This is a genomic window from Roseovarius lutimaris (assembly GCF_900115165.1).
GTDB classification, from domain to species: domain Bacteria; phylum Pseudomonadota; class Alphaproteobacteria; order Rhodobacterales; family Rhodobacteraceae; genus Roseovarius; species Roseovarius lutimaris.
Map to the genome: position 1 here is coordinate 1 of NZ_FOVP01000007.1, position 24174 is coordinate 24174.

Annotated in this window: 26 protein-coding genes and 1 tRNA gene; 16 read left to right on the forward strand and 11 right to left on the reverse strand. The window is 61.9% G+C overall.

The window, feature by feature from the left end:
• Positions 1 to 300: 300 nt before the first annotated feature.
• Together BMZ91_RS07310 and BMZ91_RS07315 are read right to left on the reverse strand one after the other, a co-directional pair.
• Positions 301 to 1572, reverse strand: coding sequence for a site-specific integrase (locus tag BMZ91_RS07310; RefSeq protein ID WP_092836364.1), 1272 nt, complete (start codon positions 1570 to 1572; stop codon positions 301 to 303).
• A gap of 152 nt (positions 1573 to 1724) precedes the next feature.
• A tRNA-Ser gene (locus BMZ91_RS07315) sits at positions 1725 to 1814 on the reverse strand.
• A gap of 207 nt (positions 1815 to 2021) precedes the next feature.
• On the opposite strand from BMZ91_RS07315, the gene BMZ91_RS07320 reads away from it, so the two are divergent.
• From BMZ91_RS07320 to BMZ91_RS07350, 7 genes are read left to right on the forward strand one after another with little or no spacing between them, the layout of a single operon-like run.
• The gene (locus BMZ91_RS07320) at positions 2022 to 2951 is read left to right on the forward strand and encodes an SPOR domain-containing protein (protein WP_092836838.1); all 930 of its coding nucleotides are present in this window, start codon (positions 2022 to 2024) and stop codon (positions 2949 to 2951) included.
• A gap of 15 nt (positions 2952 to 2966) precedes the next feature.
• Entirely contained in the window at positions 2967 to 4136 is a 1170-nt protein-coding gene (locus tag BMZ91_RS07325; RefSeq protein WP_177193812.1) for a D-alanyl-D-alanine carboxypeptidase family protein, read from the forward strand.
• Positions 4133 to 4759, forward strand: a complete 627-nt coding sequence (gene tmk / locus BMZ91_RS07330) for a dTMP kinase (RefSeq protein WP_092836369.1) — start codon at positions 4133 to 4135, stop codon at positions 4757 to 4759. The genes BMZ91_RS07325 and tmk overlap by 4 nt, the downstream gene beginning before the upstream one ends.
• Complete coding sequence (locus tag BMZ91_RS07335; protein WP_092836371.1) at positions 4756 to 5877, forward strand: DNA polymerase III subunit delta'; 1122 nt, start codon at positions 4756 to 4758, stop codon at positions 5875 to 5877. Before tmk ends, BMZ91_RS07335 begins: the two co-directional genes overlap by 4 nt.
• 19 nt (positions 5878 to 5896) lie before the next feature.
• The gene (locus BMZ91_RS07340; RefSeq protein ID WP_092836374.1) at positions 5897 to 6688 is read left to right on the forward strand and encodes a TatD family hydrolase; all 792 of its coding nucleotides are present in this window, start codon (positions 5897 to 5899) and stop codon (positions 6686 to 6688) included.
• The gene (locus BMZ91_RS07345) at positions 6688 to 7485 is read left to right on the forward strand and encodes an MBL fold metallo-hydrolase (RefSeq protein ID WP_092836381.1); all 798 of its coding nucleotides are present in this window, start codon (positions 6688 to 6690) and stop codon (positions 7483 to 7485) included. Before BMZ91_RS07340 ends, BMZ91_RS07345 begins: the two co-directional genes overlap by 1 nt.
• Before the next feature lie 4 nt (positions 7486 to 7489).
• Positions 7490 to 8419, forward strand: a complete 930-nt coding sequence (locus BMZ91_RS07350; protein ID WP_092836395.1) for an AEC family transporter — start codon at positions 7490 to 7492, stop codon at positions 8417 to 8419.
• A 9-nt stretch (positions 8420 to 8428) separates the two neighbouring features.
• On the opposite strand, the gene BMZ91_RS07355 is transcribed toward BMZ91_RS07350, so the two are convergent.
• The 6 genes from BMZ91_RS07355 to BMZ91_RS07380 all read right to left on the reverse strand — a co-directional run bounded on the left by BMZ91_RS07355 (position 8429) and on the right by BMZ91_RS07380 (position 14240).
• The gene (locus BMZ91_RS07355) at positions 8429 to 9661 is read right to left on the reverse strand and encodes a mandelate racemase/muconate lactonizing enzyme family protein (RefSeq protein WP_092836397.1); all 1233 of its coding nucleotides are present in this window, start codon (positions 9659 to 9661) and stop codon (positions 8429 to 8431) included.
• A 112-nt stretch (positions 9662 to 9773) separates the two neighbouring features.
• Positions 9774 to 10859 (reverse strand): zinc-binding dehydrogenase, encoded by a 1086-nt coding sequence (locus BMZ91_RS07360; RefSeq protein WP_092836399.1) that lies wholly within the window; start codon positions 10857 to 10859, stop codon positions 9774 to 9776.
• Between the two features lie 92 nt (positions 10860 to 10951).
• The gene (gene pcaD, locus BMZ91_RS07365; RefSeq protein WP_092836401.1) at positions 10952 to 11740 is read right to left on the reverse strand and encodes a 3-oxoadipate enol-lactonase; all 789 of its coding nucleotides are present in this window, start codon (positions 11738 to 11740) and stop codon (positions 10952 to 10954) included.
• Positions 11741 to 11749: 9 nt separating this feature from the next.
• A complete protein-coding gene (locus BMZ91_RS07370; RefSeq protein ID WP_092836427.1) occupies positions 11750 to 12724 on the reverse strand; it encodes a threonine ammonia-lyase in 975 nt (324 codons plus the stop codon).
• The gene (locus BMZ91_RS07375) at positions 12721 to 13554 is read right to left on the reverse strand and encodes an alpha/beta fold hydrolase (RefSeq protein ID WP_092836430.1); all 834 of its coding nucleotides are present in this window, start codon (positions 13552 to 13554) and stop codon (positions 12721 to 12723) included. Before BMZ91_RS07375 ends, BMZ91_RS07370 begins: the two co-directional genes overlap by 4 nt.
• The gene (locus BMZ91_RS07380) at positions 13554 to 14240 is read right to left on the reverse strand and encodes a haloacid dehalogenase type II (protein ID WP_092836433.1); all 687 of its coding nucleotides are present in this window, start codon (positions 14238 to 14240) and stop codon (positions 13554 to 13556) included. The genes BMZ91_RS07375 and BMZ91_RS07380 overlap by 1 nt, the downstream gene beginning before the upstream one ends.
• 250 nt (positions 14241 to 14490) lie before the next feature.
• Here BMZ91_RS07380 and BMZ91_RS07385 point away from each other — a divergent pair, with 250 nt between their 5' ends.
• On the forward strand, positions 14491 to 14919 hold the full coding sequence (locus tag BMZ91_RS07385; RefSeq protein ID WP_092836844.1) for an FKBP-type peptidyl-prolyl cis-trans isomerase: 429 nt from the start codon (positions 14491 to 14493) through the stop codon (positions 14917 to 14919).
• A gap of 109 nt (positions 14920 to 15028) precedes the next feature.
• Here BMZ91_RS07385 and BMZ91_RS07390 read toward each other — a convergent pair whose 3' ends face one another.
• Together BMZ91_RS07390 and irrA are read right to left on the reverse strand one after the other, a co-directional pair.
• On the reverse strand, positions 15029 to 16018 hold the full coding sequence (locus BMZ91_RS07390) for an NADPH:quinone reductase (protein ID WP_092836436.1): 990 nt from the start codon (positions 16016 to 16018) through the stop codon (positions 15029 to 15031).
• A 65-nt stretch (positions 16019 to 16083) separates the two neighbouring features.
• On the reverse strand, positions 16084 to 16500 hold the full coding sequence (gene irrA, locus BMZ91_RS07395) for an iron response transcriptional regulator IrrA (RefSeq protein WP_092836439.1): 417 nt from the start codon (positions 16498 to 16500) through the stop codon (positions 16084 to 16086).
• A gap of 173 nt (positions 16501 to 16673) precedes the next feature.
• On the opposite strand from irrA, the gene fabA reads away from it, so the two are divergent.
• From fabA to BMZ91_RS07415, 4 genes are read left to right on the forward strand one after another with little or no spacing between them, the layout of a single operon-like run.
• Positions 16674 to 17183, forward strand: coding sequence for a bifunctional 3-hydroxydecanoyl-ACP dehydratase/trans-2-decenoyl-ACP isomerase (fabA, locus tag BMZ91_RS07400; RefSeq protein WP_092836447.1), 510 nt, complete (start codon positions 16674 to 16676; stop codon positions 17181 to 17183).
• A gap of 25 nt (positions 17184 to 17208) precedes the next feature.
• Entirely contained in the window at positions 17209 to 18438 is a 1230-nt protein-coding gene (fabB, locus tag BMZ91_RS07405) for a beta-ketoacyl-ACP synthase I (protein ID WP_092836450.1), read from the forward strand.
• A gap of 7 nt (positions 18439 to 18445) precedes the next feature.
• Positions 18446 to 19237 (forward strand): enoyl-ACP reductase FabI, encoded by a 792-nt coding sequence (locus BMZ91_RS07410; RefSeq protein WP_092836453.1) that lies wholly within the window; start codon positions 18446 to 18448, stop codon positions 19235 to 19237.
• A 59-nt stretch (positions 19238 to 19296) separates the two neighbouring features.
• The gene (locus BMZ91_RS07415; protein WP_092836456.1) at positions 19297 to 19578 is read left to right on the forward strand and encodes a hypothetical protein; all 282 of its coding nucleotides are present in this window, start codon (positions 19297 to 19299) and stop codon (positions 19576 to 19578) included.
• A gap of 26 nt (positions 19579 to 19604) precedes the next feature.
• On the opposite strand, the gene BMZ91_RS07420 is transcribed toward BMZ91_RS07415, so the two are convergent.
• On the reverse strand, positions 19605 to 20480 hold the full coding sequence (locus BMZ91_RS07420; RefSeq protein WP_092836847.1) for a glycosyltransferase family 2 protein: 876 nt from the start codon (positions 20478 to 20480) through the stop codon (positions 19605 to 19607).
• 109 nt (positions 20481 to 20589) lie between these two features.
• Here BMZ91_RS07420 and miaB point away from each other — a divergent pair, with 109 nt between their 5' ends.
• The 4 genes from miaB to BMZ91_RS07440 all read left to right on the forward strand — a co-directional run bounded on the left by miaB (position 20590) and on the right by BMZ91_RS07440 (position 24154).
• Positions 20590 to 21918, forward strand: a complete 1329-nt coding sequence (miaB, locus tag BMZ91_RS07425; protein ID WP_092836459.1) for a tRNA (N6-isopentenyl adenosine(37)-C2)-methylthiotransferase MiaB — start codon at positions 20590 to 20592, stop codon at positions 21916 to 21918.
• 222 nt (positions 21919 to 22140) lie between these two features.
• Positions 22141 to 22689 carry an OmpA family protein gene (locus BMZ91_RS07430; protein ID WP_092836850.1) on the forward strand — a complete coding sequence of 183 codons (549 nt, stop codon included), beginning with the start codon at positions 22141 to 22143 and terminating at the stop codon, positions 22687 to 22689.
• A 12-nt stretch (positions 22690 to 22701) separates the two neighbouring features.
• A complete protein-coding gene (locus BMZ91_RS07435) occupies positions 22702 to 22998 on the forward strand; it encodes a hypothetical protein (protein ID WP_092836853.1) in 297 nt (98 codons plus the stop codon).
• Positions 22999 to 23221: 223 nt separating this feature from the next.
• Positions 23222 to 24154: a PhoH family protein gene (locus BMZ91_RS07440; RefSeq protein ID WP_092836856.1), complete on the forward strand. Its 933-nt coding sequence runs from the start codon at positions 23222 to 23224 to the stop codon at positions 24152 to 24154.
• Positions 24155 to 24174: the final 20 nt, after the last annotated feature.

Genomic DNA, 24174 nt, shown 5'->3' on the forward strand with positions numbered 1-24174 from the left:
ACGCACCGCCTCGGCAATCGTCGCGCCTTGTCCCTGCAGAACTTCAACCTGCCGAAGCTTCGATACAATATCTTCGGGTTTCTCTCGTTCTCCAGCCATCGCTGATCCTCCAAGTTACGGGACAAATCTATCCCAGGTGGTGGACCACTTTCAGGGGGCTATTCCAGCACGGCGCAAAGCCGCTGCATTGGTGTTGGCTGACCCAGTGTATATTCCGATCTTTGAAAGAGTTGAGCGTGAAATTGCCACGCTCGAAAACCAAAACGACACAATCAGCCGCGCCCGTGCCGTTGCCGCCGGTCACAAGGCCGTTGCTTGAACCAGCCGCTGCATTTGATCCAATGACGCGCCATTGCCATAGCGCTCACGCTCCAACGCATGACCCATAAGGTCGCGCCTGATACGTTCATCAATACTAGCCGCTAATTGCCTATCCTCGAAACTGTGCCGGAGCCCATACAGCGTGTGTTTGGGCGTCTCTAAGAGGCCATTGGCGCGCAGATACTTGTTCACGGTCGCGGACAGGCTTGCGGGATTGCTGCGATATCTTGGGAACCCCTCCGGGAATTCGCGCATCGCCTCTAGACTTATGCCGCACAAGGGAATGACACGCCGCGCGTTTGCGCTTTTCAACTGTCTGTCAACCGCCTCAATCGAGATATGCGGCACGTTGCCAGCCAACCTGATCTGGTCGGCAGTAAGTGCCGCCAACTCACTTGGCCGCGCTCCTGTGTTGATCATCGCCAGTAGGATGCCCTTAGCTTCACTGTTCAGACCGTCCAGCGCACCGGGCGCAAGTATCTTGTCGCGTATCCAGCTATCAGAGAAAGGTGGCCGCTGTTTGGCCTCACCGGCACCAAAGGCAAGATCGCTTAGAGGCAGGACCAGCCCAAGGCGTTTCATTTTGTTGACGGTTTTCAGGACGGTGCCGATATGGCCTAAATCCTTTTTGGCGCTGTTGGCGGTTAGGCCATTTGATTCCATCCGTTCAAACCACCACTGCCGGAAATCCAACATATCATCACCGGATATCTCATTTATAGGTTTATCACCAATCACGGCTATAAGATTCCCAATGGCTTTGATCCTTGGGTTTTTCCAGCGGCGCACCTGATCGACGCTCTTTCCGAGCGTCTCATCAGCGGCCAATCTCCAATATATCTCCAGGGCGCGCGATATAGTGATTGTCGGTTCTTTAGCGCCGCCCAGCATTGCAGCCGCGTCTATCAGGTCAGGGTCATTATCTGGCCCCGTTACAGCCTCTATACGCTGTAAAAATTCATCACGCGACACCTGCGCCACCCGGTCGGCACGCATGTAGCGGAAGCCGCGTGCGGCGGCCAAATCCCGCGCTGCCTCAAACCGTTGTTCCGCATCCGATGAATTCCCGGCTAACTTGGCTTCCCATGCCTCAATCATCTGCGCCCAAGTGGCCGGTTCTTTTTGTTCCGCTTGTGACTGGCTGTCAGTATGGAGGGATAACCAAACAAATTTGCGTGGCTCGATCGACTCATATCGTTTTGGCACGCGCTTATAGAGCTGCCATACTTTGCCGCGTTTCTTAATCGCCATGCAGCCAACCCTCCAAATTCGCGTCTCTATAGGTCGCACATTGTAATGTGAAATGTATAGTAAAAAAGATTGAATATGGCGCCAGTAGATGGCTGTGTATTGAATTTCATAAGGTAAATCAGTGGATTGGCGGCTTTTTCGCTGGCTTTCCGTGGCGGAGGAGGTGGGATTCGAACCCACGGAGGACTTTCACCCTCGTCGGTTTTCAAGACCGGTGCATTCGACCACTCTGCCACTCCTCCGACGCATGATCCTCTACAATGGCTTTTGCGATTCTGAAAGGTGTTGTTTTGCGGGGAAATTCGCGCATCCTGCACCTGCGTGCTTTTCTTGGGCAAGGCAAGGCGCTAGACTGCGCGCGGGCGGGGTGCCGCAGAGTGGTTATCAACAGGACCGGACAAACCGGCGAGGCGCGCTTTTGGGGCGTGTTCACAGGCAAGGGGCAATGCATGTTTAGTCAATCAGCTGTCAAGGATTCACGAGGTCATGCGCGCTGGCACAGGCTGGTCGTGGCAAGCATCGGGTTTGCGGTTCTGGCGGGCTGTGAAGACGGTGCGAATTTCAATCCGTTTCAGGCCAAGCCGGGCCAGACAGCCGAGGGCACGACAAAGACGTCGACCGTGAAACTGGTAGAACGTGATGTCGAGGCGCCGGGTGTGTTTCAAGTCACCGATATGGGCCTTTGGGATGGCCGCCCCTCGCTTGGCGGGGTCTGGGTCGCGCATCCCGATGTCAAGGATCCCGAGCGCGTCATCATACGCAACACGGGGAATTCGAAATTCGTGATCGGCGCGCTGTTCCGCCGCGAGCGGGATAATCCCGGCCCGCCATTGCAGGTCTCTTCGGATGCGGCCAATGCGCTTGGCATGCTGGCCGGGGCGCCGGTGCAACTGAACGTGACCGCGCTTCGGCGCGAGGAAACGCCTGTCGCCCCAGAGGCCGCAGACACCCCGGAAGAGGCACAAACCGCAGACCTTGCCGCGCCAAGCGATATCGAGGCAACTTCGCTTGACCCGATCGCGGGCGCCGCCGCCGCGATTGACGCAGCCGAGGCCGAGACTGCCGCCACCCCGAGCCCTGCGCCCGCTGCCAAGCCCAAACCAGTGCCCGCGCCCGCAGCAGCCCCCGCAAAACGCGCCTCATCGCTCGAAAAACCGTTTATTCAGATCGGAATTTTCAGCGTCGAGCAAAACGCGAGCAACACCGCCACCGCGATGCGGCAGGCCGGCATGGTGCCCACGGTGATCGAACAGAATTCGCAAGGCAAAACCTTTTGGCGAGTCATTGTCGGCCCGGCCACAAGTGCCTCTGAGCGGGGTGTCTTGCTAAAGAAAATCAAGGGTATCGGCTTTGACGATGCCTATCCTGTCACCAATTGATCCGGGGGGGGCGTCATGACGCTTTTCATCCGCCGTATACTTGCTTCCATCGTGTTGGGTCTGGTCCTTGCGCTTCCGGCGCAGGCGTTTGACACAAGCGCCAAGGCGGCTTTCGTGTTTGACATGACAACCGGCACGGTGCTCCTGGACAAGAACGCCGACATGCCGCTGCCGCCGGCCTCGATGTCCAAGCTGATGACGCTTTACGTCGCCTTCGAGGCGATCCGCGATGGTCGCCTGTCGCTGGAAGAGCGTTTGCCGGTGTCGCGCCACGCCATGAGCTATGGCGGCTCGACGATGTTTCTTGACACCACCGACCGGGTCCGGGTCGAGGATCTGTTGCGCGGTATCATCGTGCTGTCGGGCAATGATGCCTGCGCGGTGATCGCCGAAGCCCTGAGCCCGGATGGGTCCGAGGCCGGCTTTGCCACCTTCATGACACAGCGCGCCCAGCAAATGGGCATGACCAATTCGACCTTCAAGAACTCGAACGGCTGGCCGGCCGCGGGCCATGAGATGAGCATGCGCGATCTGGCACTTCTGGCACGCCACATCATCACCGATTTCCCCGAGTTCTATCCGATGTTCGCCGAAACCGAGTTTTTGTTCGACGGCCGCGCGCCGCGCAATTCGAGCAATCGCAATCCGCTTCTTAGCCTCGGGGTGGGGGCGGATGGCCTCAAGACCGGGCATACGCAACAGGCGGGCTATGGTCTGACCGGATCGGCGCAACAGGGTGATCGCCGGGTGGTGTTCGTGCTGTCGGGGCTGGAAACTGTTCAGGCACGGGCCCGTGAATCCGAGGCGATCGTGAACTGGGCGTTTCGCCAGTTTGCTCAGAAATCCGTGGTCAAGGCCGGTGAGGAAGTGGCCCGCGCCCCGGTCTGGATGGGCGAGACCGATAGCGTCGGTCTGACCCCGGCCGAGGATATCAGCACCCTCATGCCGGTGCTCGGAAGCGATGTGCTCAAGGCCGAGGTGGTCTTTACCGGGCCGGTGCGTGCGCCGGTAAAGCAGGGCGACAGGATCGCAGAGCTGGTCTTTGCCCCCGAGGGCCTGCCCGCAACCCGCGTGCCGCTTGTGGCCGCCGAGGATGTGGCAAAGGGCGGCTTTGTCGCGCGACTGCGTACGGTCTCGGGGCTGTTGCTGACGCGGTTGCAACAAGGGCCCGAGGGGGCGCTTTGAGCGGGCCGGGCCTTTTCATCAGTTTCGAGGGCATCGACGGCTCTGGCAAATCGACACAGGCGCGGCTTTTGGCCGAGGCGCTTGGCGCGCAGGGCCGCGACGTGGTGTTGACACGCGAACCGGGCGGAAGCCCGGGCGCCGAGGAAATTCGCAACCTAGTGCTGACGGGCGACGGCGACCGCTGGTCGGCGGAAACCGAAGTGCTGTTGTTCACCGCCGCCCGGCGTGACCATCTGGAGCGCACGATTGCCCCGGCGATTGCGGCGGGCTCGGTGGTGATCTGCGACCGCTTTGCCGATAGCACGCGGATGTATCAGGGGCTGAGCCGCGGCGATCTGCGCGCTGCGGTGGATCAGTTGCACGACCTGATGATCGGGCGCGAACCGGACCTGACGCTGTTGATTGATATCGACCCGGCCACCGGGCTTGGCCGGGCCCTGTCGCGCGGCGGCGCCGAAGAGCGGTTTGAATCCTTCGGCGAAGGCTTGCAGCAAAAGATGCGCGCCGGGTTTCTGGCGTTGGCAGAAGAATTTGGCGACCGGATTGTCATCATCGACGGCAATCGCGGGCCGGACGAGGTGGCGCGCGATGTCGCCGCCGTGGTCGGGGGGCATTTGTCATGAGCACCAGCGATTTGCCGGACCCTGACCGCGTCGAGGGCGCGCCGCATCCGCGTGAAACCGGGCAGGTGATCGGGCAGGGGGCGGCCGAGGCTGAATTCCTCGATGCCTTCAATACTGGGCGTCTGCATCACGGCTGGCTGATCACCGGGCCGCGCGGCGTTGGCAAGGCGACGCTGGCCTGGTCGATTGCGCGGTTCCTGCTGGCCACGCCGTTGGCGCAGGACGACGGGTTGTTCGGCGCGCCGCCGCCGCCCACCACGCTTGATATCGCGCCCGATCATCCGGTGGCGCGCCGGGTGCTGGCGCTGTCCCATCCGGGGCTGTTCTTGCTGCGGCGCGGGGCGACGGAAAAGGGCGACCGGCTGGCCAGCGAGATCCTGGTCAAAGAGGTGCGCCGCCTTGGCAATTTCTTTTCGCTTTCGGCGGCGGATGGCGGGCGGCGGGTGGTGATTGTCGATGCCGCCGATGACCTCAACACCCAGGCCGCCAATGCCATTCTGAAAATGCTTGAAGAGCCGCCCGCGCGCACCACGATCCTGTTGATCAGCCATCAGCCCTCGGGGCTTTTGCCGACGATCCGTTCGCGCTGTCGCTCGCTACGGCTACACCCACTGGGCGCGCCGGAGATGGCGCAGGCGCTGGATCAGGCCGGCATCATCCCCGAGGGCGACGCGGGTGCCTTGGCCGAACTGTCGGGCGGATCGGTCGGCGAGGCGGTGCGCCTGATCAATCTTGGCGGGCTCAAGATCTATAGCGAGCTGGTCGGCCTGCTCGACAGCCTGCCGCGGCTAGATCGGTCGCGCGCGCTCAAACTCGCCGAGGCGGCGGCGACCCGTGGCGCCGAAGAGCGGCTTGATCTTCTGATGGGGCTGACCGACCTGATGCTGGCGCGTCTGGCGCGCAGCGGAGCGGTGGGCCACCCCCCCGCAATCGAGGCCGCCACAGGTGAGGCAGCACTTATGGCGCGCCTCTCGCCGGACCAACAAAGGGCGCGGGCTTGGGCCGATTGCGCGCAAGAGATCGGCGCGCGCGCCCGACACGGGCGGGCGGTCAACCTTGACCCTGCCGCGCTGGTGCTTGATACGGTGTTCAAAATCCAGAAAACCGCCGCAGGCTAAGGCCCGCGCAAGGATAGACATGACCCAGGATATCAAGATCACCGACAGCCATTGCCACCTCGATTTTCCCGATTTCAACGACGAGCGCGATCAGGTGATCGAGCGCGCGCTTGACGTGGGCGTGCATCGCATGGTCACAATCTGCACCAAACTGCGCAGCGAACCCCAGGTGCGCGCCATTGCCGAAAAATACGCGCCGGTGTTCTATGCCGCCGGCACCCACCCGATGAGTGCCGCCTCAGAGCCATTGGTCAGTGTCGAAGACCTGACCCGGCTTGCCGCGCACCCCAAGTTTGTCGGCATCGGCGAAACCGGGCTTGACTACCACTACACATCGGAGAGCGCCGATATCCAAAAGCAAAGCCTGCGTATCCATATTGAGGCGGCGCGCCAGACCGGCCTGCCGCTGATCATCCACGCGCGCGGCGCCGATGAGGATATGGCCCAGATCCTGAGCGAAGAGTATCGCAATGGCGCTTATAGCTGTGTCATGCATTGCTTTTCCTCGGGGCCAGAACTGGCCAGGGCCGTGCTTGAGCTTGGGTTCTATTTGTCGATGTCGGGCATCGCCACCTTTCCCAAAAGCCAGGACGTGCGCGATATCTTTGCCAGCGCCCCGGTCGACCGGATTCTGGTGGAAACCGACGCGCCGTACCTTGCGCCGCCGCCCTATCGCGGCAAGCGCAACGAGCCCGCCTATACCTTTCACACCGCCCAGAAAGGCGCCGAGGTGTTCGGCATGGATTGGCCCGAATTTGCCGCCCAGACCGAGGCGAATTTCGAGCGCCTGTTCCCCAAGGCGGTGCTGTGATGGGTGAGCTGCGCTTTACCATTCTTGGCTGTGGGTCATCGGGCGGCGTGCCGCGCCTTGGCGGGCATTGGGGCGAGTGCGACCCGGATAATCCCAGGAACACCCGGCGGCGCTGTTCGCTTTTGATCGAGCGCGAAGGCGAGGGCGGGATCACCCGCATTCTGGTCGACAGCTCGCCTGATTTGCGCGCCCAGCTTCTGGATGCGGGCGTCGGTGCGCTTGATGCGGTGGTCTATACCCATAGCCACGCCGATCACGTACATGGCATCGACGATCTGCGGATGATCGTGTTCAACATGCGTCAACGCCTGCCGGTCTGGGCCGATGGCGACACGCAAAACGCGCTTTATGCGCGCTTTGGCTATGCCTTTACCCAGCCCGAGGATAGCCCCTATCCGCCAATCCTTGACATGCACACCATCGACGGGCCGTTCGAGATCACCGGCGCCGGGGGCACGGTGGCCTTGCAGCCGTTCGAGGTTAATCACGGCTCGATCGAGGCGCTTGGCTTTCGTGTGAACGACTTTGCCTATCTGCCCGATGTGGCGGCGATCCCCGAGGATGTCTGGCCGGTGCTTGAGGGGCTTGATTGCTGGGTGCTCGATGCGCTGCGCCGCACGCCGCACCCGACGCACGCCCACCTTGCGCGCTCGCTTGAATGGATCGCGCGCGCCGCGCCGCGCCGGGGTATCCTGACCAATATGCATATCGACATGGATTATCAGACCCTTGTCGGCGAGTTGCCCGAACATATCACCCCGGCGTATGATGGCTTGACCATCCGCTATTCGGTCTGAGCCGATGCAGGAGCTGATCGAAGTTATCCTGCCGGTCTTTCTTGTGATCGGCTTTGGCTATCTCGCGGTCTGGCGCGGCTGGTTCAGCCAGGCCGGCGTTGACGGCCTCATGACCTTCACCCAGAAATTCGCCATTCCCTGCCTCTTGTTCAGCGCAATCTCGCGGCTTGATTTGGGTCAGAGCTTCGACTGGCGCTTGCTCACCAGCTTTTACACCGGCGCTTTGGCGGGGTTTTCTCTGGGGCTGTTCGGCGCGCGATATCTGTTCTCGCGCTGCTGGGAGGACGCGGTCGCGATCGGCTTTTGCTGTTTGTTCTCGAACTCGGTCCTGCTTGGCCTGCCAATCATGGAGCGGGCCTATGGACCGGCCTCAATGACCGCGAATTTCGCCATTATTTCAATGCATTCGCCATTCTGCTACGGCATCGGCATCACCGTCATGGAGATCGTCAAGGCGCGCGGGGCGGCGGGGCCTGCGGTGGTGGTCAAGGTGCTCAAGGCGATGTTTTCCAACACGCTTATCATGGGCGTGGCGCTTGGCTTTGCGGTCAATCTCTCGGGGATTGCCCTGCCGGGGCCGCTCAACGATGGGCTTGATCTGATGGTGCGCGCGGCGTTGCCGACGGCTTTGTTCGGGCTTGGCGGGGTGTTGGTGCAATACCGCCCCGAGGGCGATTGGCGGGTGATTTTTTACGTCTGTGCGGTCGCGCTTGTGGCGCATCCGCTGATCACCTTCGGCTTTGGTCGCGCCTTTGACCTCTCGACAGAGTCGATGCGCTCGGCGGTGGTCACGGCGGCGATGGCGCCCGGCGTGAACGCCTATATCTTCGCCAATATCTATGGCCATGCCAAACGCGTGACCGCGTCAAGCGTGCTCTTGTCCACCGCGCTGACGATTGTCACCGCCTGGGTCTGGCTTCATGTTTTGCCCTGAGGAACGGGCCTATTCGGTCTTGATCGGGGCACCTCCGGCAAAGCTGTTGCCATTGGCATAATCGCAGGGCGCCTCCTGCATTTCCAGATGCAGCCCCTTGCCGTCATAGGGGTGCGCGTGTGCCAGAGCCTCATCGACCTCGATGCCAAGTCCGGATGCCTCGGGCGGCAGGATAAAGCCATCCTCAACCCGGATCGCGCCTTTGATCAGGTCATTGTGAAATTTGGTCTCGATGGTTTCGGCCATCAGGATATTCGGGATCGAAGCCGCCAGATGAATATTGGCCGCCCATTCCACCGGGCCGGCATAAAGGTGCGGCGCCATCTGGGCGTTATAGGTCTCGGCGATGGCGGCGACCTTTTTCATCTCCCAGATGCCGCCCGCGCGGCCCAGGGCCGGTTGCAGGATGGCCGCCGCCCCGGCGTGCAGGACAGGGGCGAATTCGGCCTTGGTGGTCAGCCGCTCGCCGGTGGCGATGGGGATGTTGACGGCCGCTGCGACGCGCGCCATTTCCGCGATATTGTCGGGCGGAACGGGTTCTTCATACCAGAGCGGTGAATAGGGCTCGATCGCCTTGCCAAGCCGGATCGCGCCTGCGGTGGTAAACTGCCCATGGGTGCCGAACAACAGATCGACGCGATCGCCGACCGCCTCGCGGATGGCGCGACAGAAGGCCACCGAAAGCGAGATATCCGACATTGCGGGCATGTGACCGCCGCGCATCGTGTAGGGGCCGGCGGGGTCGAACTTGATCGCGGTAAAGCCGCGCGCCACGCAATCAAGCGCCGACTCCGCGGCCATCTCGGGCGAGGTCCAGAATGCGGTGAGGTCGTGATGGGGCAGGGGGTAGAGATAGGTATAGGCGCGGATGCGGTCGTTCATCTTGCCGCCGAGCAATGCATAGACCGGACGGTCGCGCGCCTTGCCGAGGATATCCCAACAGGCGATTTCCAGCCCCGAAAAGGCGCCCATGACGGTCAGGTCGGGGCGCTGTGTGAAGCCCGAGGAATAGACGCGGCGGAACATCAGCTCAATATTCTCGGGGTTCTCGCCCTGCATATGACGGCTGAAAACATCGGTGATCACGGCGCGCATCGCTTCTGGGCCGACGGAGCTTGCATAGCATTCGCCCCAGCCGGTGATCCCGTCGTCGGTGGTGAGTTTGACCAAAATCCAGTAGCGCCCGCCCCAGCCCGGGGCCGGTGGGGAGGTGACGATGATGTCGAGATCCCTGAGTTTCATGTCATGCTCCGATCTGTGTGGCGGGTTTCGGATCGCGTGCCGCGATCCGACCGGGTGGGGGGCGCTGCCCCCCACACCCCCCGGGATATTTATGGCCAGAAGAAATATGGGGTCATTTGAAGAGGATCACGTTGCGCCGGGCGGCGCCGGTTTTGGTGTCGGCGATGGCCTCGTTGATCTGATCGAGGCGCCAGCGCCCCGAGATGAGTTCGTCGAGTTTCAACCGGCCCTGTTGGTAGAGGTCGACCATCCAGGGGATGTCGCGGCGGATGACCACCTCGCCTGCGTAAGAGCCGATCATGGATTGACCGGCGGCGGCGAAGCTTACGGCTTCGTAGGTTGAGGGCGAGCCGCTATGGGGCATGCCGACCATGATCATCTTGCCGCCGCCCGCAAGGTAGCGCGGGGCCTGGTCATAGGCGGCGGCGGCACCGACGGTGACGAGCACCACATCGGCGCCGCGCCCCATTGCCGCCTTGGCGGCGCGCCAGGGTTTGTCGCCGGTGGCGAGCACGCCGTCGGTGGCGCCGAATTCGCGGGCGACGCCAAGTTTCTCCTCGCTCATGTCGACCGCCACGATACGCCGGGCGCCGGCGATGCGCGCGCCCTGAATGGCGTTGAGGCCGACCCCCCCGGCGCCGATCACCACCACGTCCTGACCGGCGCGCAGTCCGGCGGCATTGACCACCGCCCCGACGCCGGTGATTACGCCACAGGCCAGAAGGCAGGCCGAGGCCATGTCGATGCCCTCGGGGAGTTTCACGATCTGGCTTTGATCGACCACGACCTTTTGCGCAAAGGCGCCGCAGGCCATCGCCTGATGCAGGGTGGTGCCCGAGGTGGTGCTGAGCGGTCCGAGACCGCCGTCATAGCGGGTTTCGCACCCTGTCGGGCGACCCGAGCCACAGCTTGGGCAGGAGCCGCAAGAACGGATTAGGGTGACGACCACCGGATCGCCCGGCGCAAAGCCGGTGACGCCCTCGCCGATGGCGCTTATGTGGCCGGCGGCTTCGTGGCCATAAACCGCCGGAAGCGATCCGCCCCAACCGCCCTCGGCATAGGAAATGTCGGAGTGACAGATGGCGACAGCATCCAGATCAACCTCGATCTCGCCTCTTTCGGGGGCGCGCAACTCGACATCCTCGATCAAAAGCGGCGCGCCGAAGCTGTGACAGACGGCGGCTTTGATGGTTGGCATGGCGGCGCTCCCTTTATGCGTTTGGGGCAGGTGACCCGGATTCGCGCGCCATCGCAAGTGGGGATTGTCGGATTATCGCCCGCTTTGCGGTTTCAGATGTGGCCGGTGGCGCGCAGGAAGTCACCGAGGTGGCGGGCATAATCCCCAGGCTGATCGACCGGGGGCACGTGACCCGCGCGGCGTATCAGCTGAAACCGCGAGCCGGGAATAAGGTCGACGGTTTCGCGCACAAGATCGGGCGGGGTCGAGCCATCCTCAGAGCCCGCAATCCCGAGCACCGGCAGGCGCAGCCCCGAGGTGGGGGTGTAAAAATCCGTCCCGGAAATCGCCGAGGCACAGCCGATATAGCCCTCTGGATCGTGCCGCGTCAGAAGATCAAGCCAGGGCAGATGCTTGTTTTCCTTGATGAAGGCGCGGGTGAACCAGCGCTCGCAAGAGGCGCGGGCAAGCTCTGCCATGTCGCCCGCGCGGGCGGTGGCGATCCGGGCAGCCCAGAGTTCGGGCGTGCCGATCCTGGCGGCGGTATTCGACAGAACCATGGCGCGGATGAGATCGGGGCGCTTGACCGCCAGCCCCTGCGCCGCCATGCCGCCAATCGACAGGCCCACGAACATCGCCTCGCGTACCGAAAGGTGATCGAGCAGTCGTTCGGCGTCGCGCACCAATGTGCCCATGGAATAGGGGGCGGGCGGACAGGACGAGAGGCCATGCCCGCGCGCGTCATAGCGGATGATGCGCAGGCCCGTCGGCAAAAGCGGCAGGATCGCATCCCAGAGCAGCGTGCCGGTGCCAAGCGCATGGGCAAAGACAATCGGCGGGCCATTGCGTGGGCCCTCGTCAAGATAGTGAAGCCTTATGTCGTCAAATTCCGCGAACGCCATGGCACCCCCTCAGGCAAATCGGGTCAGGGCGGTCTGGAACACCCCGGCATCGACATTGCCGCCTGAAATGGTGGCAAATACCGCGTCGCCCTCGATCTGATCGACGTGAAACAGGGCCGCGGCAAGGGCTGCGGCGCCGCCGGGTTCGGCGACGACCTTGAGGCGCGACCAGGCGAGCGCCATGGCGTGCAGGCATTCATCGTCACTTACGACAAGGCCGGGGCCACAGAGACGCGTCATGATCGGAAAGGTGATATCGCCGGGCTGTGGCGTGACGATGGCGTCGCAGAGGCTTCCTGACAAACGCGCATTGCGCTCGATCTTGCCAGAGACAAGCGAGCGGGTGACGTCGTCAAAGCCCTGCGGCTCGCAGGGGCGGGCGCGCAGGCCGGGCGCATCCGCCTCAAGCGCAAGCGCAATGCCAGAGGTCAGCCCGCCACCGCCACAGCAGGCCAGAACATCGGCCTGCGTTACGCCAAGCGCGTTCGCATCTTCGGCGATCTCAAGCCCGGTGGTGCCCTGCCCGGCAATCACCTGCGGCTCGTCATAGGGTTTGATCAGGGTCAGGCCGCGCTCGCCCGCAAGGCGCGCGCCGATGGCGTCGCGATCCTCGGTGTCGCGGTCATAGAGAACCACCTCGGCCCCAAGGGCGCGGGTGTTGTCGATCTTCATGCGCGGTGAATCGCTTGGCATGATGATCACCGAAGGCACGCCATGTTCGCGCGCCGCCAGGGCCACACCCTGCGCATGGTTGCCGCTTGAAAATGCGATCACACCACGGGCGCGGGCGTCGGGATCAAGCGCCGACACCGCCGAGCGCGCGCCGCGATACTTGAAGCTGCCGGTATGTTGCAGGCATTCGGGTTTCACGAAGACCCGGCGCCCGGCGATCTCATCGAGAAACGGCGAGGATAAAAGCGGGGTGCGCCGGGCATGCCCCCTGAGGCGCGCGGCGGCAGAGCGGATCATGGTGATATCGGTCATGCGGTTTGGTCCAGAAGGTTGTGAATGGCGGCAAGCGCCGGGGCTTCGTCAAGAAAGGGCACATGGCCGCGATCGGGCACCACGGCGGCAATCAGGCCGGTGTGATGCTCTTGCATCCTGGCCAGGGTCGCAGCGGTCAGAAGGTCGGAGTTCTCGCCTTTGATCACCGCCAGCGGGATGTCCTTGAGCGCATCGAACAGCAGCCAGAGATCGGCGGTCTCGCCGGTGCCCGCCTGACCGGTGAGGGCGTCGCGCAGCTTGGCATCATAGCGCAGCCCAAGCCCGCCGCCGGGTTTTTCACAGAACATGAACGCGGCCTGCTTGCGCCAGCGATCAAGGCTGACCCCGGCAAAATCGGGGCCATGCACATGCGCCAGCGCCTGTGCGGCACTGTCCAGATCGGGCAGGCCCGGTTCCTTACCGACATAATCCATGATCCGCTCAAGGCCCTTTGCATCTACATCCGGCCCGATATCGTTGAGAACCACCGCCCGCAGGCGCGCCGGGTGCCCATAAGCGAGCGCCATGGCGATCAGCCCGCCGCGCGACGTGCCGATCAGCGTAACCTGATCAAGGCCAAGGTGATCGAGCAATTCAAGCGCATCCTGACCTTCGCGCAGGATGTTGTAATTGGTGAAATCCGGGTCATGGGCGGATTGCCCGCGCCCGCGATAATCCATAGCGATCAGCCGGTGACCGGCAAGATGCGGGGCCAGAAAGCTGAAGTCATCGCTGTTGCGCGTCAGCCCCGCAAGGCAGAGGATCGGGCGGCCCGCGCCAATGTCTGTGTAGTAAAGCTCAAGCCCGTCCGATGTGGTGAAACGTGCCATCAGGCGCCCGCCAGACCGGGAATGCCGGTCAGATCGCTCAGTATGGTTTTGGGAGTTGCCGGGAGCCTGTCCACCGGATCGCCCGCGCGGTTGACCCAGGCCGTGGCAAAGCCATAGCCCGCCGCCGCACTGACATCCCAGCCATTCGAGGACACGAACAACACCTCATCGGGCGCACAGCCAAATCGCTTGCCGACAAGGTCGTAAACCACGCGCGCCGGTTTGAAGATGCCGACGCTTTCGACCGAGAGAACATCGTCGAGCACATCGCCGATGCCCGCCGATTTGACCGCCCCGTCAAGCATGTCGGGCGCGCCGTTGGACAGGATCGCGGTGTTCATCCCGGCGTCTTTCAGCGCGTGCAGCATGGCGGGCACCTCTGGATAGGCCTCAAGTTCCCAGTAAAGCTGGAGCAGACGTTCGCGCAGATCGCTGTCGTCGCCAAGACCTTCTGATTCCATCGCCCAGTCAAGCCCGTCCTGGGTGACCTGCCAGAACCCTGTGTGTTCGCCCATAACCGCACGCAGCCAGGTATATTGCAGCTGTTTGAGGCGCCATTTCTCGGCAATCGCGGGCCAGTGGCGGGCAAAGACCTCGCGGCCCGGCTCGGCGGCGGCGTTGCGGGCGGCGGCGGCGACGTCAAACAGCGTGCCATAGGCGTCGAAAATACAGGTGGTTATGGGCATGAGGCCTCCGGGGGCAGGGGCGCGCGAAAGGGGACATCCCGCCGCGCCGGTCAATGAATTGCGCGCAGAGTGGCACGGATTTTCAGGGGGGGAAAGACCCCCTCGCATAACGCTCGCGTGAATGGTTGGCGCGTGAAACAGGATCGGTTTGCAAATCGGAGCAGGGATGGTTAGATTCGCGCATCACTCAAAGCACCTGCGCATGGCGCGCAGCCTTTCAAACCCATCCCCCACCACGATTGGATATTTCATGACGCAAGTTAAATCGGGCGATACCGTTCGCATTCACTACACAGGGACGCTGACCGATGGCAGCACCTTCGACAGCAGCGCAGGCCGCGATCCGCTGGAATTCGCGGTCGGCTCGGGCCAGATCATTCCGGGCCTTGATGCGGCGATGCCGGGCATGACCGTGGGCGACAAGAAAACCGTCGAAGTGCCCGCCGATCAGGCCTATGGCCACCCTGACCCCAATGCCCAGCAGGCCGTGCCGCGCGCCGAAATCCCGGCGGATATCCCGCTTGAGGTGGGCACGCAGCTTCAGGTGCAGACGCCGCAGGGTCAGGTGATGCCGGTCACCGTGGTCGAGGTGACCGAAGAACAGGTGGTTCTGGATGCCAACCATCCGCTGGCGGGCAAGGATCTGACCTTTGCCATCGAGCTTGTCGAGATCGCCTGACCGCGAGACAGCCATTGACCGACAAGATGTAGCGCGCGCCGTGGTTTCCCCACGGCGCGCGCAGCGGTTTCGGGGGACAGATTTTTCGACAAAAATCTGGGGGCGCGCGTCAGGCGATGTCGAGCAGAACCGCACCCGCGCGCCCCGGTGTCATCACAGCATCTTGCGCGGCGGCACAGTCGGTGAGCGGGTAATGCGCGTGAATGGCGGGGCTGAGGCTACCCTCGCTCAAGGCGTTGTGTAGCCGCGCAATGGCGGCCCGTCGCGGCGCGTCGGCCAGAATATAGATCAGCGTGATATCAAGCGTGATCGCCTTGAACAAAAATGGCCCGAACGGCAGAACCGGCGTCATATTTTGCCCCGAACCATAGGCGGCGATGGTGGCATTCGGTGCCATCACCTCGGCCAAAAGCGGGGCGTTTTCGCCAAACTCAACCTCGACGGCGCGGTCGACACCCTTGCCGTCGGTGGTCTCGATGATCTTTGCGGCAAGGTCGGGGTCGGCATAGTCAAACACCTGGTCCGCGCCCGCCGCCTTGACGCGCTCGGCCGCGCCCGCAGAGCAGGTTGCGATCACCCGCGCCCCGGCGGCATGGGCCAATTGCACCGCGTTATGGCCCACCGCACCGGCCCCGCCGGAAATCAAAAGACTTTGCCCGGCCACATCGCCGCCGCCAAACACCGTATGCGCCGCCGTCAGGCCGGGGATGCCAAGCGTTGCGCCGGTTTCGAAGCTGACGCCCTCGGGCAGGGGCACGGCCTGTGCGCCGGGCAAGGCGATATACTCGGCTGCGGTGCCATGGGCGCGCTGCCACTGGCCGTTCCAGACCCACACCCGCTCGCCGATGCGCGCGGGCGAAACGCCCTCGCCGACCGCTTCGATCACGCCGGCGCCATCGGAATGGGGGATGATGAAATCAAAGGCGGGTTTGGTCACGCCGGGGCGTGCGCCTGCACGGGCCTTGGCATCCGACGGGTTGACGCCCGAGACATGCAGCCGCACCAGAACCTCGCCCGGTGCGGGGTTTGGTGTGTCAAGCTCGATCAGGCCAAGCACGTCGCTGGCGGGGCCGAATTGCGAGTAAGAGATCGCGCGCATATTAGAGGCCGCCTTTTCAGTGAAGATCCGGGTTTAGCGAAGATCCGTGCCAGCCGTATGCACTGTCATTTCCGGCGCAGGCGGATGACCACATCAACCGAGGCAATTTCGGCGCCCTCTGGCGCGTCGGGCACTTGCGTGATCTTGAGTTGATCGGCGGGCGCATCCGACAGGGTGCCGCTGTCTTCCCAATAAAAATGCGGGTGATCATGGGTGTTGGTGTCAAAATAGCTTTTGGAGCCGTCAACCGTGACCTCTTGCACAAGGCCGACCTCGCAAAACGCGCGCAACGTATTATAGACCGTGGCCAAGGATACGCTCTCGCCCATGTCCTGCACGCTGGCAAACAGGCTTTCTGCGGTGACATGGCGGTGTTGGCCATCGCCGACCAAAAGCGTGGCAAGCGCGACGCGCTGTCGCGTCGGGCGAAGCCCGGCCCCGGAAAGCCACTCGGTTGCTATGGTGTTCACTTGCGCTGTCATTCCTCGGTCTTTCCCGTGTTTCCCTGTAATATAGAGGCGGGTTGGGTCTGAATTCAAATAAAAATCACCGACCTTCCCTTGGGCTGCTATGAGTCCGCAGGCTTGCAAGCGCCTTTTGCCCGGTGATAGAGGGTTTGGTAACACAGGGTTTTGAAACAAAGGGGGCCGCCTGAATGGCCGATTATCCTAGCAGCTTTGATCGTGACGACTTGCTGAAATGTGCGCGCGGCGAATTGTTTGGCGAGGGCAATGCGCAATTGCCCGAGCCGCCGATGCTCATGATGGACCGGATCACCGAGATTTCGGGCGATGGCGGCGCGCATGGCAAGGGCCATGTGGTGGCGGAATTCGACATCCACCCCGATCTGTGGTTCTTCAAATGCCATTTTCCGGGCAATCCGATCATGCCCGGTTGTCTTGGTCTTGATGGCCTGTGGCAGCTGACCGGCTTCAACCTTGGCTGGCGCGGCTGGCAGGGGCGCGGTTATGCGCTTGGGGTGGGCGAGGTCAAACTGACCGGCATGGTGCGCCCCGAGCGCAAGATGCTGACCTATTACGTGGATTTTACAAAGGCAGTGCAAAGCCGCCGCCTGACAATGGGTGTTGCCGACGGCCGGGTTGAGGCCGATGGTGAGGTCATCTATCAGGTGAGTGACATGAAGGTTGCTTTGTCGGAAAACTAAGCTGCGCGGAATAAGGAGTACGCAAATGCGTCGAGTTGTGGTGACTGGTCTGGGTGTTGTTTCCAGTATCGGGAACAACACCCAAGAGGTGCTGGCCTCGCTCAAAGCGGGCAAGTCGGGCATTACCGCAAATGAGGCGATGGCCGAGCACGGCTTTCGCAGCCGGGTCGCAGGGGCGGTGAATATCGACGTGAAAGAACATGTCGACAAACGCGCGCTGCGCTTCATGGGGCCGGGGGCGGCCTATGCCCATATCGCGATGCAACAGGCGATTGCCGATGCCGGGCTTGAGGACAGCGATATCGTCAATCCGCGCACCGGGCTTGTGGCCGGGTCGGGCGGGCCCTCGACCAGTGCCATGCTTGCCGCGCATCAGACCGCGCTTGAAACCCACGCAACCAAACGCATCGGCCCCTTTGCGGTGCCCAAGTGCATGTCGTCGACTATTTCGGCCAATCTGGCGACCGCATTCAAGATCAAGGGGATCAACTATTCGATCACCTCGGCCTGTTCGACCAGCCTGCATTGCATCGGCAATGCCGCCGAACAGATCATGATGGGCAAGCAGGATGTGATGTTTGCGGGCGGCGGCGAAGAGCTTGACTGGACGCTGTCCTGTCTGTTTGACGCCATGGGCGCGATGTCCAGCAAGTATAACGACACGCCCGAAAAGGCGAGCCGTGCCTTTGACGAGGGGCGTGACGGGTTTGTCATTTCGGGCGGCGGTGGCATTCTGGTTCTCGAAGAGCTGGAGCACGCCCTTGCCCGTGGCGCCAAGATCTACGCCGAGGTGACCGGCTATGCCGCCACCAGCGACGGCCACGATATGGTGGCACCCTCGGGTGAGGGCGGCGAACGCGCGATGCGTCTGGCGCTTGGCCAGCTGCCCGAAGGTCGCAAGGTGGGTTACATCAACGCCCATGGCACCAGCACCCCGGTCGGCGATGTTGGCGAGGTCGAAGCGGTGCGCCGCATCTTCGGCGCCGGAAACGTGCCGCCGATCAGCTCAACGAAGTCCATGACCGGCCATAGCCAGGGCGCCACCGGCGCACAGGAGGCGGTCTATTGCCTGCTCGCGCTGGAGCATGATTTCATCATTCCCTCGATCAATGTCGAAACGCTTGATCCCGCGCTTGACCCGGCCGAAATCGCCACCACGCGGGTGGATAATGCCGGGCTCGATACGGTCATGACCAACAGTTTCGGTTTTGGCGGCACCAATGGCTCGATGCTTCTGAGCAAATATCACGGATGACAAGCATATGAATATGGCAATGAAGGGCAAACGCGGGCTGGTCATGGGGGTGGCGAATGACCGCTCGATCGCCTGGGGCATTGCCCGCGCGCTGCATGAGGCCGGGGCCGAAGTGGCCTTTAGCTACCAGGGTGAGGCGTTCGGCAAGCGGTTGGAGCCACTGGCGGCAAGTGTCGGGTCGGATTTCATGGTCGATGTGGATGTGACCGATGACGCGTCGCTTGATGCCGCATTCGAGGCTCTGGCCGCGCGTTGGCCGACGATTGATTTTGTCGTGCATGCGATTGCCTTTTCCGACAAATCCGAGCTTACCGGCCGGTTCCTGAACACCAGTCGGGCGAACTTCAAGAACTCGATGGATATCTCGTGTTACTCATTGATCGAAGTGGCGCGACGGGCGCATCCGTTGATGAAGGAAAACGGTGGCACATTGCTGACCCTGACCTATCAGGGGTCCAACCGGGTTGTGCCGAGCTATAACGTGATGGGCGTGGCCAAGGCGGCGCTTGAGGCGGCGACGCGCTATCTGGCCAATGATCTTGGCCCCGACGGCATCCGCGTCAACGCGATCAGCCCCGGCCCGATGAAAACCCTCGCGGGTGCGGCGATTGGCGGCGCGCGCAAGACCTTTAAGCATACCGAGCTTAACGCGCCGCTGCGGGCCAATGCGACGCTTGAGGCAATCGGCGGCACCGCGGTCTATCTGGCCTCGGATGCCGGTGCCTGCACCTCGGGCGAGATCATCCATGTCGATGGCGGTTATCACGTGCTTGGCATGCCGCAGGCCGAAAACCTCTAGGTCACATACCGGCCGGTTTTGGCCCAAATAATGCCATCATGCGGTGATACCTCTATCGCATGATGACCCAAAGATATAGCAACCCCCAACGAGAAGAACGCCACGCGGCCCGCGCCAAACGGGCCCGTTTCTGGGCCTGGCCGGTAAGGATCGCGCTGATCGGCTGTATCGGTGCCGCGATCTGGCAGGACCCGGCCCTGTCGCCCAAGGGGCACGCCATTCTCAAGGATGTTGCAGGGCGCGCCAATGAACAGCTTGAACGCTCAGGCCTGGCAAAATCCTATCGTACCGCGCTCGACGGGGCCTCAGAGGGCGTGCCCGCTAGCCAGCCGGACAACTAGCCCGACAACCAAAGGCCGCGACACTGCTAGAACCATTGCCCCGGTTCCATCAATCCCAAATCCAGCAATTGGCGTGAATGCCACTCAAACGGAATGGAATTGTGCCATTTGAAGGTGTGGATATCAAAGGTCGAGCCGGGGTTGCGCTTGAGCGCCTTGGCGGTGCGAAACGACACGATCGCGCTTGTCAGGTTGTGATGCCAGGGGCAGGCATAGGTGTTGTATTCCTCGTCCGAGAACGTGTGATCCTCGCGCAGGTGCAACTCTGGCTTGGCCTTGAACAGCGCGATGCGGTCGATCTTGCGGCGCTTGGCCGGGATATGTTCTTCATAGCGCCACCGCAGGCCACCGAAGAAATCGAGCTGGCGTTCCTTGGGGTGGTTGTGATTGCCCGGATCGGGCCGTGCCAGAGCGTAATAGCCGGATTTGTCCATATGCGCCTGTTCCAGCGACACCGCATTGGTGTGGGCGTCAAGATCGCTTGCATAGAGGTCGATCACATAGCACAGCATGCCGTCGCGCCGCTCTTCGCTATGAAAGGCCAGCATTTCGCCCACGCTGCGCGTCTCGCAGAACGGATAGAACAGGTATTCACCGTTGTAACAGTAATACATCCAAAGCCCCGGCGCGGCGGCAATCACCGCATTGACCGCTTCAGTCAGGCTGTCACCGCCTGCCAAATCATGCTGAATGCGATAGACATTTTCCGACATCGACACGTCAGGCGCCAGATCAAAGCCGTCGGGCAGAAACACCAGTATGGATTTGAACCCCGAATCAAGATGGTGGCGCAGGGTTGAATCCAACTCGATCTGATCTTCGGCGAACACCATGGCCACAGGCCCTTTTGCAAGGGCCTTGCCGGGATTGGCGAGAAAGTCTTTGAGGCGCGGTGAGGGCATGCTCTGCTCGGTCCTTTTGGTGCCAGAATCGGCCAAACGCACACGCATTGCAAGTGCCCCTGAAAGTGATGTAGTCAGACCCCCTGAAACCGTGGCAGGAGCCGGGCATATGGGCGATGTGAAAAAACTCTTTATCAAGACCTATGGCTGTCAGATGAACGTCTATGACAGCGAGCGTATGGCCGAGGCCATGGGCGGCGCGGGCTATGTCGAAACCCAGACCCCCGATGACGCCGACATGATCCTGCTCAACACCTGTCATATCCGCGAAAAGGCCGCCGAAAAGGTCTATTCCGAACTGGGCCGCTTTCGCGATCTCAAGACGGCAAATCCCGATCTCAAGATCGGGGTGGCGGGTTGCGTGGCGCAGGCCGAGGGCGAAGAGATCATGCGCCGCCAGCCGCTTGTCGATCTGGTGGTCGGGCCGCAAAGCTATCACCGCCTGCCGCAGATGGAGGCCAAGGTGCGCGCCGGGGGCACGGCGCTTGATACCGATTTTCCGACCGATGACAAATTCGACACCCTGCGCCACCGGCCCAAGGCCGCGCGTGGGCCGACCGCGTTTTTGACGGTGCAGGAGGGCTGTGACAAATTCTGCGCGTTCTGCGTGGTGCCCTATACCCGTGGCGCCGAGGTTAGCCGCCCCGCCAGCCGCATCCTTGAAGAGGCCCGTAACCTTGTCGAGCGCGGCGTGCGCGAAATCACCCTTCTGGGCCAGAACGTGAATGCCTATCACGGCGCGGGTGAGGGTGGCGGTGACTGGACATTGGCGCGGCTGATCTGGGCGCTGAATGACATCGACGGGCTGGAGCGTATCCGCTTTACCACCAGCCATCCCAACGACATGGGCGACGATCTTATCGCGGCGCATGGTGAATGTGCCAAGCTGATGCCCTATCTGCATCTTCCGGTACAATCGGGCAGTGATAAAATCCTCAAACGGATGAACCGGAGCCATACCGCCGAGAGCTATCTGCGCCTGATCGAGCGTATTCGCGCGGCGCGCCCCGATATCCTGTTGTCGGGCGATTTCATCGTCGGTTTCCCGGAAGAGACCGAAGCGGATTTTCAGGCTACGATGGATCTCGTTGAAGAGGTCAATTACGGCTATGCTTATTCGTTCAAATATTCGACCCGCCCCGGCACCCCCGCCGCCGAGCGCGCGCAGGTCGAGGAGGACGTGAAGTCAGAGCGTTTGCAGCGTCTGCAAGCGCTGATCACCCGCCAGCAGCGCGCCATTCAGGACGCGATGGTGGGGCGCACCGTGGGGGTGCTGTTCGAAAAACCCGGTCGCCTTGAGGGGCAGATGATGGGTAAATCGGACTATCTGCATGCGGTTCACGTGGCCAATGCCGATGTCGCGGTGGGTGATCTGGTCCCTGTCGAGATCATTGAGAGCGGCACGAATTCTTTGGCCGGGCGGCTTATAAGGCCCTGAAAACCCCACAATTTGGCCCAATTGTGGCAGAATTGCGGCACTGTCTATGCATTGTTTCCATGTGTTCTACAATATATGGTAGAATTTGCTTCACTTTATCCTGATTGTTGTTACAATTTTTCATGATTTGAAGGTTGGGCCGCGAGTTCCACTGCGGCCTTGCTTGGGGGCAATAGAAGGACGGTAGTGGTGACGAAAATTAATTCGAATACGCTGCGCGGCATGGCTAGGGGCGTTTGCGCCGCTGCCCTCTGTGTCGCTGTTACAGCGGGGGCAAGTTTTGCCCAGAGTGGCGGGCCGCGCACGGTTGTTGGCGAACGCTATATCCCGACAATCTGGGTCGATCCCGATGGCTGTGAACATTGGGTGATGGATGACGGGGCCGAGGGCTATATGTCCCCGCATGTCAGCCGCCAGGGCATTCCGGTCTGCCGCGAAGCGAACCTTTGCGGTGTCATCAATACCGATCAGATGTTCGCCACCGACAGTGCGCGCATCAATGCCAGCGGTCGTCAGCGCCTTACGGAATTCTTCCAGCAAGCGGGGGCCGTATCCTATACCATCGTCGGTCACACCGACAGCCGCGCCTCGGATGAATACAACATGGGCCTTTCGCTGCGTCGTGCCAATTCGGTTGCCTCGGTCGCCAAAAGCACCGGTGCAAGCATCGCCGATGTACGGGGCTACGGCGAACGGATGCCAAAGGCGTCAAACAACACCGCAGCAGGCATGGCCCAGAATCGCCGTGTCGAAATTATGTGCTGGCGCTAAGGGGATCGGATGATGAAAATAGTTAAACTTGCAGTTTTGATTCCCGCGATTGGCCTTCTTGCAGCCTGCGAAGTCGGACCAGACAAGACCAAGGACCGCGGCACCGACAAAAAGCATCTGAGCCAACTTCAGGCCGGTATCTGGATTGATCCCAACGGCTGTGATCACTGGATCATCGACGATGGTGTCGAGGGTTACCTGTCGCAACGTCTGGACAAATTCGGCAAGCCGGTCTGTTCGGGGGTTGGTCCGGCGACGGTCGCCACCGGCAACTTCAAAGGCGGCAGCCCGATCCCGGATTCGCTCTGAGCGTGGCGAGCACCTGTCGAAAATTGAACTGCGGGCCGAAAGGCCCGCAGTTTTCCTGTGTGGCGGGCAAAGTTTCGCTGCCCGGCGCTTGCACCTTGCCGCACAACTTGGCAGGCTGACGTCACACATCTGGTTTTGGGAGAACTGATTGGTCCATAGCGCGCCGCCCCCCGTCTCCGACGTGGCTTCGATTCAGGAAGCCGTGATTGAATTTCCCGACAACATGCTGCTGATTGATCTCTGCGGCGAGTATGACAAGAACCTGGCCGAGATCGAGCGCAACCTTGGCGTTCAGATCGTCCGGCGCGGCAATCACCTGTCGATCATCGGCGACGAGGCCGCCGCCGCCGAGGCGGTGAATGTGCTGAATGCGCTTTATGCCCGCCTCGAAACCGGCAAGGGGGTCGAACACGGCGATGTGGACCGCGAATTGCGCATGGGCGGATCGGACGCGGGCACCGGCGCGCGCGACGGCGATCAGCTTGAGATGTTCAAGGGCGGCGCGGTCGAGATCAAGACCCGCAAGAAGCTGGTCGAGCCGCGCACCGACGCGCAAAAGGCCTATGTGCATTCGCTTTTTGCCAATGAACTTGCCTTTGGCATCGGCCCTGCGGGCACCGGCAAGACCTATCTGGCGGTGGCGGTGGCGGTGAATATGTTCATCGAAGGCCATGTTGATCGCATCATCCTGTCGCGCCCGGCGGTCGAGGCGGGCGAAAAGCTTGGCTATCTGCCCGGCGACATGAAGGATAAGGTCGATCCCTACATGCAGCCGCTTTACGACGCGCTGAACGATTTCCTACCCGGCAAACAGCTTGCCAAGCTGATCGAGGAAAAGCGGATCGAGATCGCCCCGCTGGCCTTTATGCGCGGCCGCACCCTGAGCAATGCCTTTGTCGTGCTCGACGAGGCGCAAAATGCCACCTCCATGCAGATGAAGATGTTCCTGACCCGTCTGGGCGAGGGCAGCCGCATGGTGATCACCGGGGATCGCACCCAAATCGACCTTCCGCGCGGGGTGCCGTCGGGGCTTGCCGATGCCGAACGGCTTTTGAAATCCATTCCCAAGATCAGCTTCAACTATTTCACATCCAGGGATGTGGTGCGCCATCCCCTTGTGGCCGCAATCATCGAGGCCTATGAGGCCGAGGGATAACGCAAGGGCGCGGGATAGGC